Annotated in this window: 6 protein-coding genes and 1 pseudogene; 5 read left to right on the forward strand and 2 right to left on the reverse strand. The window is 37.4% G+C overall.

Annotated elements, in window-relative coordinates; all coding sequences use genetic code 11:
• Positions 1 to 1,335: 1,335 nt before the first annotated feature.
• The 5 genes from BN338_RS04145 (at position 1,336) to BN338_RS04165 (ending at position 5,665) form a co-directional block, all read left to right on the forward strand.
• Positions 1,336 to 2,241: a metal ABC transporter substrate-binding protein gene (locus tag BN338_RS04145; RefSeq protein ID WP_039759327.1), complete on the forward strand. Its 906-nt coding sequence runs from the start codon at positions 1,336 to 1,338 to the stop codon at positions 2,239 to 2,241.
• Entirely contained in the window at positions 2,241 to 3,071 is an 831-nt protein-coding gene (locus BN338_RS04150; protein WP_039759329.1) for a manganese/iron ABC transporter ATP-binding protein, read from the forward strand. The genes BN338_RS04145 and BN338_RS04150 overlap by 1 nt, the downstream gene beginning before the upstream one ends.
• Complete coding sequence (locus tag BN338_RS04155) at positions 3,068 to 3,934, forward strand: metal ABC transporter permease (RefSeq protein ID WP_039759330.1); 867 nt, start codon at positions 3,068 to 3,070, stop codon at positions 3,932 to 3,934. Before BN338_RS04150 ends, BN338_RS04155 begins: the two co-directional genes overlap by 4 nt.
• A complete protein-coding gene (locus BN338_RS04160) occupies positions 3,931 to 4,836 on the forward strand; it encodes a metal ABC transporter permease (RefSeq protein WP_039759332.1) in 906 nt (301 codons plus the stop codon). Before BN338_RS04155 ends, BN338_RS04160 begins: the two co-directional genes overlap by 4 nt.
• A 442-nt stretch (positions 4,837 to 5,278) precedes the next feature.
• The gene (locus BN338_RS04165) at positions 5,279 to 5,665 is read left to right on the forward strand and encodes a YbaN family protein (protein WP_039759335.1); all 387 of its coding nucleotides are present in this window, start codon (positions 5,279 to 5,281) and stop codon (positions 5,663 to 5,665) included.
• 820 nt (positions 5,666 to 6,485) lie between these two features.
• On the opposite strand, the gene pncB is transcribed toward BN338_RS04165, so the two are convergent.
• Entirely contained in the window at positions 6,486 to 7,790 is a 1,305-nt protein-coding gene (gene pncB, locus BN338_RS04170; RefSeq protein WP_039759337.1) for a nicotinate phosphoribosyltransferase, read from the reverse strand.
• A 125-nt stretch (positions 7,791 to 7,915) separates the two neighbouring features.
• Positions 7,916 to 16,515, reverse strand: a pseudogene (locus BN338_RS04175) (glycoside hydrolase family 94 protein).
• Positions 16,516 to 16,640: the final 125 nt, after the last annotated feature.

The raw sequence follows: 16,640 nt of genomic DNA on the forward strand, positions 1-16,640 counted from the left end.
TTAAAGTGGAGTGGTTATGTAGAGACCATAAAAAAGAAGTAAAAATGCCTCTTATACAGGCTCTTAAATGCCAAAGCCTGTTGCAATATGAGGGATTGAAAAAATAAAATAATGGTACCACATTTTGCAAAGTAAATGATGGTGCTCAATGGATCCCGTTCCCTTTGGAGTATTTACCCCTTACAGGTATTGCTATGAAATGAATATAAGATGTTTTGTTAAAACAAGTGCATGAATGACATGATAAGTCTCTGTTTTGAACTTTTTGTTCTTTGTGAGAAGCGCGTGATTTCATTGAAAGATGAAATAAAAACATGGCGCAATATGCATTCCATGAATTAAAAGAATTGCTTGAATGCTTTTGAAAAGCGCACAAATTGCATAATGGCTGTCAATAACTTGACTAACCTGACCTATTACAACCATCAGTAACATACTAAAACCTTTTGGGTTTTCAATATTCATTTTACGTCAAGACAAATTAAAAAGGGAAGATAATCGAAAGACAGTTTTTACTTTACATCTTCATATTTTTTTCTAAAGAGGCTGCGTTTGCGTTTCAAAAGGCTGTAATATTTTTCTCCATTTTGACAGCTAAAAACGAAAATTGCTTATAAAGCCTTTAAACGTAATATCTTTTCAAATGTGTACTTGTTTTAAGAAACCTATTCCTGTGTTTCTCAGTTTATTTTACGATAGCATCTATGAATGTATGGTATGATTAAAGTTCTATTCTACATTATCCTCTTTATGCTTAGTAAAGGGCAAATTGGCTCCATTATACTTTCTCTTTTTTAGCTTCCATAGAGCCGACAAGTCCTTGTATTTGCGTAATACCATAAGGAGGATTTTTATTCCTTTTTATAGTTTTTGTTCACAGACTCACTCTGCTTAGAATGGACATATAAAAAGTAGTAATTGATTCATAATAAAAGGGGTTAAAATGAGAAAAACTTATAATATTCAGTTTATTAACTTAATAAAACAATACGTTTCCTTATAAATTAATTTGTTATCATTAGGATTAGATGTTGATTAATGAGCAACAAAAAAACACAGGCTTTATGAAATAAATAAGTGCTATAAAAACATAAGCTTACCAGAAATGAATGAGAAAGATATCTTAGCTTTTTTATAAAGCTTTGCAAAACAACAAAGCAATTTCTCTTTACAATCATCTGTTTTTTCAAGATGATTTTTAAAGCAAAAAAGAATTGTTTTTCAAAGGGCTTGAAAAGTTAATTTTTGTAAAAATCCTTCATTGCAAATGCAAAAAATAACTGTTATTGCTAAATGATAATGCAAATCATTAGCAATAAAATAAAGAGAAAATTAATGAATATAAAAAAGATTTTTACTCTAATTCTGGGAAGTCTTATTTTTTTTACTCCCAATTTAGCGGTATGTGCTGGTAAATTTAAAGCTGTGACAACATTCACCATTATTGCTGATATGGCGCGAAATGTAGCTGGTGATGCCGCTGATGTTGAATCAATCACAAAACCAGGTGCAGAAATTCACGAATATCAACCCACCCCACGTGATCTTATGCGTGCACAAGGCGCAAATCTTATCTTTTGGAATGGGTTAGAGTTAGAACTTTGGTTTGAAAAATTCTTTCAAAATATCAAAGATATTCCAAGTGTTGTTGTTTCAAAAGGTGTTGTACCAATTAAAATTGGCGAGGGTCCCTTCAGCGGTAAACCCAATCCTCATGCATGGATGTCACCGACCGCTGCTCTGATTTATGTTGATAATATTCGTGATGCTTTTGTAAAATACGATCCTGAACACGCTGTTATTTATAAAGAGAATGCCGAAATTTATAAACAGAAGATTCGTGCAACAATTGATCCAATCAGAGCTGAATTGTCAGCAGTTCCTCAAGATAAGCGTTGGCTTGTAACAAGTGAAGGTGCATTTAGTTATTTGGCACGTGATTTTGATCTGAAAGAACTTTATTTATGGCCAATCAATGCTGACCAGCAAGGAACACCACAACAGGTTAAGCATGTTATTGATATGGTTCGCAAATACAATATCCATGCAGTTTTTTCTGAAAGCACAATTTCTCCAGCACCTGCTAAACAAGTGGCAAGAGAAACAGGAGTTAAATACGGTGGTGTTCTCTATGTTGATTCTCTAAGTGAAAAAAATGGTGAGGTCCCCACGTATATTGATTTATTACGTGTCACGAGTGGCCGTATTAGCAAAGCCTTATTAGAGGGAGTAAAAAACTAATGACGGAATGTGGAATATTTGCCCAAGGAGTAACGGTAACTTATCGTAATGGACATACAGCGTTACGTGAAGTAAATTTTGAAAGTCCAAAGGGTTCTATTACAGCATTGGTTGGTGTTAATGGATCCGGTAAATCAACATTATTTAAAGCGATTATGGGGTTTGTACGCCCCTCAAAAGGAAAAATTCGCATGTTTGATTTGCCCGTTGATATAGCTTTGAAAAAAAATCTTATTGCTTATGTTCCTCAAAGTGAAGATGTGGATTGGAATTTTCCTGTTCTGGTTGAAGATGTTGTCTTGATGGGGCGATATGGTCATATGAATTTCTTTCGCTATGCACGGGCGCGGGATTATGAAGCCGTTCGTGTTGCATTGGAACGCGTGGATATGTTGCCTTTTGCCAAGCGCCAGATTGGAGAACTTTCTGGGGGACAAAAAAAGCGCGTTTTTCTAGCGCGTGCTCTGGCACAGAAAGCAAAAGCTATTTTATTAGATGAGCCGTTCACAGGGGTTGATGTTACAACAGAAGATAAAATCATTGCTTTGTTACAAGATCTTCGTAAAGAAGGAGCAGTAATCTTGGTCTCTACCCACAATTTAGGCTCTGTTCCAGAATTTTGTGATCATACAGTTTTAATAAAAGGAACCGTTTTAGCTTCTGGGTTAACAGAAAAAATCTTTACACAAGAAAATCTGGAGAAAACTTTCGGAGGATCTTTGCACCACCATATTTTTGATCTTCAAGGCACGAAAAAAAATGATGCTTTCATGGGGAGAAAACAGTCTGCAGTTTGCGAAAATATTGAAAGAGTGGAGCACGTCGCATGATTTCTTGGTTGCTTGAACCACTGAGCTATCAATATATGGTGAATGCAATGTGGGTTTCTGGATTAGTTGGGTGTGTTTGTGCCTTTCTTTCAGCTTTTTTGATGTTAAAAGGTTGGTCATTGATTGGTGATGCACTCTCCCATTCAATTGTTCCTGGTGTAGCAGGAGCTTACCTTTTAGGGTTACCTTTTTCACTTGGCGCTTTTTTTTCTGGTGGCCTTGCTGCGGCAGCAATGCTGTTTTTTAATCAGCGGACAAAACTGAAAGAAGATACCATTATTGGTCTCATTTTTTCTTCCTTTTTTGCTTTTGGATTATTTCTCAAATCATTAAAACCAATGGCTGTTAATATTGATACAATTGTTTTAGGAAATATTCTAGCAGTTAGCTCATCAGATATTATACAATTGGCTTTTATTGGTTTTTTCTCTTTATTTATATTGTTTTTGAAATGGAAAGATCTCCTTGTTTCTTTATTTGATGAAACACACGCTCGTGCCATTGGATTGAATGTAAAGTTTTTAAAGATTCTCTTTTTCACGCTGCTTGCTGCTTGTACTGTTGCTGCTATGCAAACGGTTGGAGCGTTTTTGGTTATTTGTTTGGTTGTAACGCCTGGGGCAACAGCTTATCTTTTAAGTGATCGTTTTGTGAATATCTTGGTTATTGCAGTTATAATTGGGACACTCACAAGCGTATTAGGTGTTTATGTGAGTTATTTTTTGAATGCACAAACGGGCGGGGTTGTCGTGCTTTTTCAAGCATTTTTATTTATGTTAGCTTTTATTTTTGCTCCTAAACACGGATATATTGCTGCGCGTTTACGTATAAATGCAGCAAAAAAAGGTGTGATTTTATCATGATTGATCAATTACTACTTCCTTTTCAGTTTTCTTTTATGCTGAAAGGCATGCTTATTGTTATGATCCTTTCTATTCCAATGGCGATGCTTTCCTGTTTTCTTATTTTGAAAGGATGGGCACTGTTAGGCGACGCCATTTCCCATGCAGTTTTTCCAGGTGTTGTTGTTGGTTATATGACAACACCGTGGGTGATAACATTTTTAACTTCTTTGCCATTTGCTTGGTTCCAGCATATGCGTCCAGAAAATATTACAATGACCTTGATTACTTGCGGTGCTTTTGTTGCGGGTATGGTTTGTGCACTTACAACAGGTTTTTTGGGAAGTAACAGTCGTATCAAACAGGATACAGTGATGGGTGTTGTTTTTTCATCGATGTTTGGTTTAGGGCTTATTTTGGCAACATCTATCTATAGTAGTTTAGATTTAAATCATATTCTATTTGGTAATCTGTTGGGCGTTAATTGGCTTGATATTACGCAGACAGCAATCATTTCTGCCATTGTTACTTTTACTTTAGGAGCAAAATGGCGCGATTTTATGCTGTATATTTTTGATTCAGTACAAGGTCGTGCAATGGGATTGCGCATATCACTGCTCCACTATACCCTTCTCACGATGATTTCTCTTACAATTGTTGCGGCTTTGAAAGCTGTTGGAATTGTGCTTGTTATTTCTTTACTGATAGCACCAGGAGCAATTGCCTATCTTGTTACGAAGCGGTTTTCTTTTATGTTAATGATCGCGATACTTATTGCAGCTTTTTCTGGTTTTTTAGGGATTTATCTTAGCTTATTTATCGGCTCTGATTCTGCTTCCACAATTGTGTTAATCTTGACATTGATTTTTATTGCCATTTTCATGATGACTTTCTTTCGTCGAAATACAGTTCAAGAAACTTGATGGTGATTAAATTCATGCATATCAGCAATGCATTTTTATATATTGTTTTTCACACTTATTTTAATTAGAGGTTGAGTCGCTAGGTTATTTTTCCTCCTAATGTCTAGCAAATGAATGCAGTACATTTCCCCCCCCCGAATGCTGCATTCTTAATTAAGAGGCTGCATTGATTTATTCTGCAGCCTTTTTATTTTTTCTGCTTTTCCAAAATCTCTTCTTATTTCTTGAAACTACTTAAAATGATTATCATATTGCAAAGCTATTTAGTATCTTGAAGGAACTTATGAAAGTCAAAGACACTTACACATAGAAATAGTGGCACATAGAAATGTGTAGCGAGAGGGGAAATGATGGAGAGGAATTATCCACTCAAACATATAAACAAGGAAACAGATATAATTTTTTGCGTAAAATTTTACGTAGAGGAAAATAATACGAGAGAATGAAGAAATATTTCAAGATATCACACCCTTTGCGCCTCTGCTATTATATAGCAGGTTGGGCAATGGTTATATTAGGTATTATCGGTGTGGTATTACCTATTATGCCAACTATGCCTTTTTTGTTGATTGCCTCATGGTGTTTTACGCGTTCTTCTCCACGTTTTCATTACTGGTTGAATAATCATCGTATTTTTGGTCCCCCTCTTAAACAATGGGAAGAAAGAAAAGCTATCTCTCCATTTGTTAAACTTTTTGCAGTGATGAGTATGACAGGAGGAGGATTATCCTTTTTCGTGATGGTCCATCCTCCTTTATGGATTTTTTTACTCGTTGCCGTTATATTATTGTTGATTGCTATTTATATCGTGACACGCCCATCTTCATAATGGCATAAAAAACTTTATGAGATGCTCTTTTTAGCTTTGCCTTATTTGTTAAAATGATGAGAGAGACTTTTCCCTCAAGTTTTGTATATAACATCTCCCTATTCAAAATGCATATGAAATAACAAGCTTTTTAAAAGCAATTGCTTAATGATATACTTGTGAAATAATTTTTATGAGCAAAGAAAATTATGTACAAAGCCCTTTTAAAACTCATAAAAAATTGCTTTGTAAACAATGATAAATCACATTCATGAAGAGACTTTATTTTTGTAAAGCATGCTCGTACAAATTTCTATATATACATCTCTACCGAAAACACATTGATATTATATTTTTTTCTAACAAAATACTTCGTTTGTTTTCATATCTCTGGATGAGAACATTGTATTCCTGCTATAATATGCGCGTAAATAAATTTTCTGACTTTGCATAAAACTTATTCGAAATAAAAATATTATAGTATTCTCTGTTTTTTTATGAGATTCAGGAGTTCTCACTCAACATGCATAATGATAGTAATCTGTTATGCCGTAAAATACCTTTATCTATAACAATGATATAAAACATTTAAGCTTCCTTAACTAAAATTCTTTAGCAGGTTAAATTTTTTAAGTGCATCGTGATATTTTTTAAGTTTTGCTTATCGAGCCTTATTTATGTAAATAAACCGCATGTGTTGGAAGCAAAGTGGAATCCGTTCAACGAGTAGCCTAACTATTTACAGCTCCGTAAGGGTTAAACATCCCCGTTCTCATGGTGGAAAAAGGTTAACCTTATGAACAATAGGATGCGTTAATATATCCGTTTAAAGAGCTGAAAATTACATCTTGCTAGGTCTAGTAACGCGCTTTTTATTGCCAAAAAAATTGAGATAACGTTGTACTTCTTTTGAATCACCGATCGTTTTTTCAGGATTATCTGAAAGTTTTACGGCTGGTCGTCCATTGGCATGGGTCACCTTACAAACAAGAGAAAGAGCATCAAGGGTTGTAATTTCTTTAGGTGCACAGCCTGTAAAGTCATTGGTAAGATCAGTGCCCCATCCAAAACTCATGCGCACTTTTCTATGAAAATGATGATAGGTTTTTTCAATTGTATCGACATCAAGTGCATCCGAAAAAATTAAAAGTTTTTCGCGTGGGTCTTTTCCTTTTTCTTTCCACCATTGAATAATACGTTCTCCACCTTCTATGGGGGGTGCACTATCCGGTCTAAAACCCGTCCAATCTGCTACCCAATCTGGAGCATCACATAAAAATGCTTCTGTACCAAAAGTATCAGGTAAAACAATGAGAAGATTTCCACCATAATAACGGTTCCAATCTTGCAAAACTTGATACGGAGCTCTGCGTAATTCATCATTATTGTTGCTAAGAGCAGCAATGACCATAGGCAATTCATGCGCATTGGTTCCAAGAGCCTCTAAATCTGTATCCATGGCGAGAAGGACATTAGAAGTTCCCGTAAAAGAACTCCCAATACCTTCTTTTAATGCTTCAACACACCAGCGCTGCCATAAAAAAGAATGGCGGCGCCGTGTGCCAAAGTCAGATATTTTAATATCAGATAATTTTTTGAGACGTTCAACTTTACTCCACATTTTTGCTTTAGCGCGCGCATAAAGCACATCAAGAGCAAAACGATCTAGATTTTTCATAGCAGCACGTGAACGTAATTCACTAATAATAGCAAGGGCGGGAATTTCCCACATAGAGCTATGAGCCCATGAACCATGAAAATGAAGAATATATTGGCCATCTTTACGGGTTAGTTCATATTCTGGGAGTTGAAAATTTTCAAGCCAACGAAGGAAATCCGGTGTAAAAATTTGTTTACGTCCATAAAATGTATTACCAGCAAGCCAGATCATTTCTTTTTTCGTAAAACGCAAACTGAGGGCGTGGTCAAGTTGAGCGCGCAATTCACTCTCGTCAATATCGTCAGCCAGACGTATTGTTTTTGTGCGATTTATGAGGGAGAAGGTAACATTAACTTTAGGATAAAGTCCCCAAATCATCTGTACCATAAGAAGTTTATAGAAATCTGTATCAAGCAGCGAACGAATAATGGGATCAAGTTTCCAAGTATGATTATAAACACGCCTTGCGATGTCTGGATGATTCATAACCTTCTTTCTTTCAATCTCATAGAATTTAAAATTTTTGTGCTCCAACAAGGTCCATATAGGAGTGAGAGAAACTATAACAACTCTAAGAGTTTGAGCAAGAATAAAAAAGCCCTTTAGCTTTTCTATTTTGACGATTTAAGTACGCGTATAATTTCATGTTTTCCAGTTTTTTCCAACTTTATCCCTGTTTGAACATGAGCATATTCTTTTCCATTAACTCTGAGTATATTTTCAGATCCCCATTTTACTTTAAGAATATAAACAGCCTCATAAAACTTCATTTTTGCTTCATATTCGGGCCAGAAGGAAGGCAAGTGTGGATGTAAAAATAAAAAATCTCCTTGACGCTTTATTCCAAGGATAGCTTGTGTTGCAGCGCGATAAAACCAACCGGCTGAGCCTGTATACCATGTCCAACCGCCTTGATCACATCGTGGTTCAACGGCATAAATATCTGCTGCCATCACATAAGGTTCAACACGATAGGTTTCAGGATCTTGTCCATGAGTAATAGGGTTAATCGCGGAAAATAAACGATAAGCCTTATCGCTTTCATCTATTTGTGCAAGCGCTAAAATGCTCCAAATAGCGCCATGAGTATATTGCCCACCATTTTCTCGAATGCCAGGGGGATAACCTTTTATATAACTGGGCTCAAGTGTTGTTTTATCAAAAGGGGGCCAGAAAAGACGTAGAAGTTTTCCTCGTTTATCATAGAGATGTTCAAGCATTGAGGCCATAGCTTGTTTTCGGCGCTCAAGCGGTGCCATTTGAGAAATGGCAGCCCAAGATTGAGCAATGGTATCAATTTGGCATTCATCATTGCTTTTAGAGCCAAGAGGTGTTCCATCATCAAAATAACCACGTCGATACCAGGCACCATCCCAACCGTTTTCTTCTAGAGATTTTTTCAAACGTTCAAGGTACGTACTCCATATTTGCATATGGCTGTTGTCACCACGTTTTTCGACCAAAGGAATAAATGCTTGTAGTGTGCATCCAAGAAACCATCCCAACCAAGTGCTTTCACCTTTTCCTTCAATACCTACCAAATTCATGCCATCATTCCAATCACCACCTAAAATAAGAGGAAGACCGTGGGGTCCACAGCGTTTAATGGCAAGGTCTAGCGCTAAAACACAATGTTCATAAACTGTTGCAACTTTTGAGGATTGGGTGGGTTGAAAATAAGCGTCCTGTTACCCACTTTTGAGAACATCACCTTCAATAAAAGGAATAAGCGTATCAAGAAAGGCATTATCGCCAGTGGTATTGACATAAAGAGCTGTTGCATATGCAAGCCAAACGATATCGTCAGAAATGTATGTGCGAACACCAGCATTTGTTTCAGGCAACCACCAATATTGCACATCCCCTTCAAGAAATTGGTGCGCTGCAGCATTTAACAATTGTTCATGGGCTAATCGTGGTTCCAGCAATAACAAAGACAAGCTATCTTGTAACTGGTAACGAAAGCCAAATGCACCACTCGCTTGGTAAAAGCCTGCGCGCGCCATGATGCGGCATGCATAGATTTGATAGGGAAGCCAATGGCTGACCATAATATCAAAAGAGGGATCAGGTGTTTTGACTTGGAGTGGAGAAACAAAATCACTCCAATATCGTTTTTGTTTTGTGAGCAGAGTTTCAAAATCACTTGCACGTGCTTGATTGAGTAATTTTTCAGCTTCTTTTCTATTTTCAGCGCTGCCAAGATAAAAAATGATTTCTTTTGTTTGCCCTGGTTGAAGATCAATATCATAGGAAAATGCTGAACAAGGGTCACATCCTGCTTCAATGGTATTTGAAAGTGCGCTGGCTTTACGGATCGCATTTGAGTGTGTTATGCTTCCCGTTGCACCGATAAATTCGCTGCGATTGGTTGTGGTGCTGGTTGGCATTTCCGATGCTGATAAAAATGTGACTTGTTGAGATTTTTCAATGTGATAAGGATTTTCAATGAAATGTACCCCTCTTTTAGCCTCATAAGAAGGAATAATGAAGGGAGCATATTTTGTACGGACATTTCCTAAAACCCACTCAACATAATTATAAAGGCGTAAACTGCGTGGTTTTTCCCCTTCATTCGTAAGGATAAGACGTGAAAAGCGAACAGGTTTCTCTGAATCGAGTGTATGGGTCAGTTCTAATGCGATTTCTGAATGTGTCGATTTAAAAGTTGAGAATCCAAAACCATGACAAGCCTCATAAACAACATTTTCATCACATTCTACAGCAGAAACAGGTGAGAAACGTTTTAAAGATTGGCGATCAACCAGATAAAGTGCTTCGCCTGGTCGGTTAGACGTTGGATCATTCGCCCAAGGGGTTAATTGATAATCGCGGCTATTGTTAACCCAAGTAAAAATGGCACCTTCAGCAGAAACATGAAAACCAAACCCATGATTAGCAATGATATTAACCCACGGATGCGGTGTCGTGGTGTGTCCATGAAGACGTATTACATAATGATTATGCTGATTAAAACCACCATAACCATTCCAATATTTTAGATCTTCTCCATCAATGAAAGGAGAAGAGGTTTTTTGTTGGCTAGCAAGACCAATGTAAGCAAAAAGATTTTGTTCAGTTTGTGTTATAATTTGCCTTTCCTCATTATATCTTGGTAAGTCTAATTGATCATGAGGTCCCGGATAATTTTTACGAATTGAGAAATCAAAATCATTCCCCTCAATTCGTTTAAGCTGTTCAGATAGAGAGCCATTTTGGGCATCAAGAATAATGCGTGCTGATGCAAGAAGCGTTTTAAAACTTTGTTCATTTACTTGATCACGCCGAAGTGTAAAAATATGTTGGCGTTCATCTGTTTTTTGCATGTGATGTCGATAAGATTCGCATACCCATTCAAGGGCGCGTTGTGTATTTTGTATATAGGAAAATGCTTGTTCATTGAGAATGACCAAATCAACAATAAGGCCACGCGTACGCCAATATTCATGTGCTTTAAGAAGTTCACGCAGTACAGTTATATTTCCCTCGTTATTTAATCTAAGAAGACAGAGTGGATTGTCTCCTGAGATGGACATGGGCCAAAGATCAGACTGTTTTCCAAGCGTTTTTGCCAATATTTCAGAAGGAAGACGCCATGTTCGATCAGGATAGATAAGCGGCGTTGCATATTTTTGATAAACAATAGCTTCTTTAAGCTGGGTTCCACTTTGATACAGTGCAACTTGTGAACGTGTCCATGCCATTGAAAATTCTTTTTGAAACATATCAGGTTGTCGATAATGTTTTATATAATTATCCAGCACTTCTTTTGTATGCGCAGCAAAAGTCCAAAAGGTAAGTTCTGCTTTTCCATAAGCTGGAATTTTTATACGGCATCGCAATGACATAATAGGATCAAGAACGCAACCTTGACTGTTACTAAAACGAGTATTTTGGTCAAATGCAGCGGGACGATGAATAGATCGCGCCCGACCAATAAAAAGAGAGCGATCTGTTTCAGCTTCTGTCTCTTGAAGAGTATCCGTTGTACTAGAAACAAAATGGGCAATATAAATCTCAGGATCGTTAGGTGAGCGTTTGCGCCTTTTGGCAAAAATTGTTTTGCCTTCCTCAGCAATTTCCGTCTCTATAAACATCCGCGAAAAAACAGGATGAGCATTATCCATATCCATTGTTGCAAGCGCTAGTTCACCATAAGAGGTAACTTCAATAAGACAATCTTTGTTTGTTGTATTTATCAGTTGAAGACGTCTCCCTTCGCCACATCCTTCAGATGTAATAAGACATTCAAGTGTTGATTTGATACCATCAACCATTTTTGTATATTCAGCCTTTTCATCTGTAAAAATGCTGACAGCTTCTTCTTCAATAACGCGTGTTGGTTCACTGGTCACAGACCACCACCGTCCACTATGTGTATCGCGTAAGAAGAATAAAGTCCCTTGTTGATCTTCTGTTGCATCAGGAATAAAGCGTGTAATCGCATAATCGTGCCAACGGCTATAGCCAGAACCATTCGCTGTTAGCATGGTAGAATAAGAACCATTTGATAAGAGCAAAGTTTCCCGTGGTTTGAGCAACGGATTTGTAATAATGCGTAAAGGAGCGGCTTCCAATGTTTGAGACTTATTGCGTATACGATTAATCGCTTTGGTGTGAATAATAGGAATAAGATAGGGAGTATACTCTTGTAAAAGCAATTGCGTTGCTTCAATAATGGGATCGCGATGAAAGCGATCACGCATTCTCCCTTGAAAAATAACATTGTTAAGAGCAAGGATAGACATACCTTGATGGTGTGCATAATACATACCTTGATGGTGTGCATAATAATTGCGTACAACAGCGTATTTTTCCCCTGTTTTTACGCGTGAAGGGGTAAAATCAATAGAGTCATAATAACCGTATGTTCCTAAAGCTCCAAGATCACGGAGTCGTTTTAAATTAGCAACAGCGCAAGCAGGAACATATTGTGCCGCTAAAAGGCTGGCATAGGGAGCAATAACAGTATTGCGTGAGAGACCCCGTTGGAGTCCGAGGCTTGGAACACCAAAATGAGCATATTGGTAATTCATTAAATGATCACGAGCATTAAATGCGGCCTCTGAAATACCCCACGGCAATTCCCGTGTATGAGCATATTGTATTTGACATCGAATAACCAATCGATTTGTTTGATCTAGTAAAGAGCCTAAAGGTTCATGCATTACAAGAGATGGCATAAGGTATTCAAACATGGAACCAGACCATGAGAGGAGCGCACCTTTCCAACCTACGGGGATGAGGAGTCGACCAAGATGAAACCAATGTTTAAGTTTTATATCTCCTTTCGCAATGGCAAAGAAGCTTGCAAGACGTGCTTCTGAAGCAAGCAGATCATAACAATTTTCATCGAGTTTGTTTTCTTGTACACGATATCCTTATCGATAAAAGATGCCGTTTAGGTTGTTCTAAAAAATCAAATTTCATGTCAAAGGCTATTTGCCGTGCCGATGTAGCTAACCTATTTAGTTTTTTGCATAATTTTTCAGTATCACAATGAACCGTTGCATCATGATGATGAGCATCGCAGGTTTCGATAAGGCATTTAACCCAAGAAAGTGCACGAGCAGATTCTATTGTTTGAATTTTTTGGTCGAGTTCATCGATTAAATGTAGAATATCGTGGGCTGCACATGAAAGATCCTTAATGTGAGAAGGGATCGTATTTTCTTGATCTACAAAAGTACGGACAGAGTGATGAAAACGAGCGATACTTTCTTCGATTCTTTGGTGTAAGGAACATAAACGGGGTTGATGATCTGGAATTTCTTTGACAGTTTCTTCAAGAATAGTCAGAACATCCGATAAACCTTCTCGATTACTTTGAAAAAGAAGAGGCGGTTTTTCAGCCCATTCACTTAAAGCAGAAGAAAATGTGATCAAATGACCAGCAAGATTTCCTGAATCAACGGTTGATACATAAGTGGGTAAAAGAGGTCTGAGTGTATCGGTTTCATACCAATTATAGAGATGACCACGGAACTTTTCCATTTTTGCAAGAGAGTGTAATGTACATTCAATACGGGTGATGGTCTCTTCAAAACCAATCCAGCCAAAATCACGGGCAGCAATAATAGAAAGAAGATAAACCCCGATATTCGTAGGAGATGTACGTTGAGCAACAAGAGGTTCAGGATCTTCTTGAAAATTATCGGGAGGCAAATAGTTGTTTTGTGCATTGACAAAGGTTGCATAATAAAGCCACGTCCGCCGTGCAATAGAACGAAGAATTTTTTCATCTTTTGAAGAAAGATAAAGGCTATCTTGAAATGTTGAAGGTCGACTCACAACCCAAGCAATGAAAGGTGAAAAAAACCATGCTATCCCAAAAGGCAAAGCAATAAAGCTTACAAAACTATCAAAAAAAAGAGGGAGTATTAGAGCAAGAGCACCAATAAGCGACGCTGGTGCCATTGTAAGCATGTAGAAACGCAAACTATTGGGCATTGATTTTGTTGCGACAAAAGTTTTCCATTCAAGCAGATGCTGTTTTGAAATCATCATACGATAGAGTGTACGAATAATCGCATCAGTCATAAAATACGCCGAATGAGCAAGAAAAGTTATTTAAAGAAATATATAAGCACCTGTAAAAGCAGTTTTATTCCAAATTAATTGAAAATGTCCGCGCAAAGAATGATCTATATTGGATGCAACAAGCGTTTTTAATACACATAAAATGGGTGCAATGAAGACGCTAAGCAATAAAAATATCTGCCAGACGATAGCACTCTTTAATGGCAAAAGAGCCCATCCTGCAAATGCTGCAATTAACCACATCAGTGGTGTGAGAGAACGACGCAAATTATCCTGCATTTTCCAACGCGTCACCAAGCTTATTTGACGAGGCAAAAAAAGATAAGGCAAAAGTTGCCAATCACCGCGAATCCAGCGATGATAACGCATAACATCAATATTATAAGCTGTTGGATAATCCTCAATGACTGCTATGCTACTTACAAGAGCACTACGAGCGTATCCTCCTTCTAATAGATCATGACTGAGAACCGTATTTTCTTTAACTTTGCCGTTAAGTGCTTGTTCAAATGCATCAATATTATAAAGACCTTTACCGATAAAGGTGCCTTCTCCTAAAAGATCTTGGTAAGTATCAGAAACAGCAAAAACATAAGGATCAATCCCACGGTTGGTAGAAAAAACCCGTTGGAAAATTGATGTTTTTTTTCCTGTTGTCAGAGAAGGAATAATACGTGGTTGCAAAATGCTATAGCCTTTTACAACTTTTCCACTTTGCGGATCAAAATGGGATGATTGAGTGGATGGTTAAGCTTTCCAACAAGTTTTGTGACGCTCTCGGGGGTAAGACGTGTATCGGCATCCAGCGTCATAACAAAACGGCAATCCATAGGAAGATATGGACTGGTAGGGTAAAAGCTCGTATTTTTATCGCCTCTTAAGAGCCGATTGAGTTCATGAAGTTTTCCCCGCTTTCGTTCCCATCCCATCCAACATTTTTCGCTGCTATTATAAAGACGTCGGCGATGTAAAAGGAAAAAAACAGGAAGTTCATCACGATGATAACGACTATTGAGTTTATCAATACTTTTTTGCGCATAGTGCAACAAATCAAGATCATCTTGCGTTTCTCTCAAGGGAGCATCCACCCAATCTGTAATGAGTGCAAAATGAACAGCACCTTTAGAATTGGAAAGATAGTGCACTTCAAGATTATGCACTTGCGCATCAATATCATCGCGTGATGTTATCAAAGTAGGCACAACAACCATTGTACGTGCATGTTTCGGAATACCTTCTTTATATTCATAACCAATGAGCTGTCTTGATGGAACAAATCACGAAATAACCGTATTAAATAAAGCACAAGCCGCATCCATAGCAGGAAAAAGCGCCAATACAGTAAAACAAAGGGACATCCGTGGTGTCATACCAGATATTTGTAAAAGGGTGTAAACTGCAAGTAAAAGAGCAAGTGTTAGAAAAGAAACAGGAATGGCAATGACTCTCAGTTTTAAGCAATAAAAAGTGCCTGCCCATTTTATGAGAGGAGGCGGAGTATATCCACAAGCCTTTTCAAAGGCATAACGACCATCATCGACAAGATACCACCCAATAGAGGAATAATGAGGCATATCTTCAAAGGTGGTGTTGGCCATTTCTACAGCTTTATGGGAAATTTCCAGCTCGCTAAGAGGCGAAAAACGTGCAATTTTTTCAATGATTTGTCGATAAGTACTGCGTAAATGAGAATCAATTTCAGAAAAATCACTATTCTTACGCAAAATAGCATCGACACAACTGACTGTTTCAAACCATACAGTCCAATCAACATCATCTATAGCTTTAAGAGCACGAATAATATTGCCCATGGTCACACCATCTGCCGCTTGTCGAGTGTGTTCATCAGCTGTTGCGCTTTCTAAGCTACTTCCTTGACTTTCCAATTGCTTTTCAAGCCAAGTTAATACTATCGTTGAATCGACAGATGCACTGCGTAAGCGATAGAATAAATGCGCTGAAAAAGTTGAGTCAACAGTGAATGGTTTGTACTGCGTAAAAAGAGAGTTTAAACTTGTTTTATTTTCTACAAGAGAAATTTTATCAGCTACTTGATTAGCAAGATGGCGCATATGTCGCGCTTTTTCGATACGCACTGAAAGACGACGAACATTTTCAATGAGCAGCATTTGCATAACAGAAGGAAGAGCCCACAATTCACCAATTGTGAGCGCACAAACTTCTTGAAACCCATTGATCATAGCTGTAAGCGTTTCTTGTGAGAAACTGCTATCGGTATGTGCAATATAAAACCAAGTTAAAGAAAAAATACGTGGTATCCCTGCTTTTTGAGTAGAAAGAGGAAGTTGCTTTATGAAGGACTTTGGAAGATTACGGCGTAATTGTTGTATGGTTTTATCAATGCTGTAATGATTATCAATGAGCCATTGAGCAGATGGTGCAATAGTTTCATCATTTTGAGCAGCAAAATCACTGGTATGAAAGGCATGCAGGATAAGTTTAGCATTTTCATTCAATCTCTTGCGAAAATCCTCTACTCCTTCATATTCAGGAAGTAAAATTTCTTTGCCAGAAGCTATATCATCCCTAGGGTATAAAGATCTTCCTGTATTTTATAAATTGCACGAAGAGGAAAGTCCGTATTAATAAAATAATTTTTTCCCTTCTTGTGAGAAAAAAAGTATTTTATGAGAGGTATTGTGCACGCCATAATGTCCCATTGTTATTCAATTACATCGTTTTTTATTTAAATTGTAAGCATTTTATCTCAATCGTGAACCGTTGATAGACAAAAAACAAACTTTTTGTTTTTATTTGCAAACAGTTATAATATTT

The sequence above is a fragment of the Bartonella queenslandensis AUST/NH15 genome, from assembly GCF_000312585.1.
GTDB classification, from domain to species: Bacteria; Pseudomonadota; Alphaproteobacteria; order Rhizobiales; family Rhizobiaceae; genus Bartonella; species Bartonella queenslandensis_A.

Coding starts and splice junctions, on each gene's coding strand:
- BN338_RS04145 (WP_039759327.1), top strand. CDS start 1,336: ATGAATATAAAAAAGATTTTTACTCTAATTCTGGGAAGTCTTATTTTT.
- BN338_RS04150 (WP_039759329.1), top strand. CDS start 2,241: ATGACGGAATGTGGAATATTTGCCCAAGGAGTAACGGTAACTTATCGT.
- BN338_RS04155 (WP_039759330.1), top strand. CDS start 3,068: ATGATTTCTTGGTTGCTTGAACCACTGAGCTATCAATATATGGTGAAT.
- BN338_RS04160 (WP_039759332.1), top strand. CDS start 3,931: ATGATTGATCAATTACTACTTCCTTTTCAGTTTTCTTTTATGCTGAAA.
- BN338_RS04165 (WP_039759335.1), top strand. CDS start 5,279: ATGAAGAAATATTTCAAGATATCACACCCTTTGCGCCTCTGCTATTAT.
- pncB (WP_039759337.1), bottom strand. CDS start 7,790: ATGAATCATCCAGACATCGCAAGGCGTGTTTATAATCATACTTGGAAA.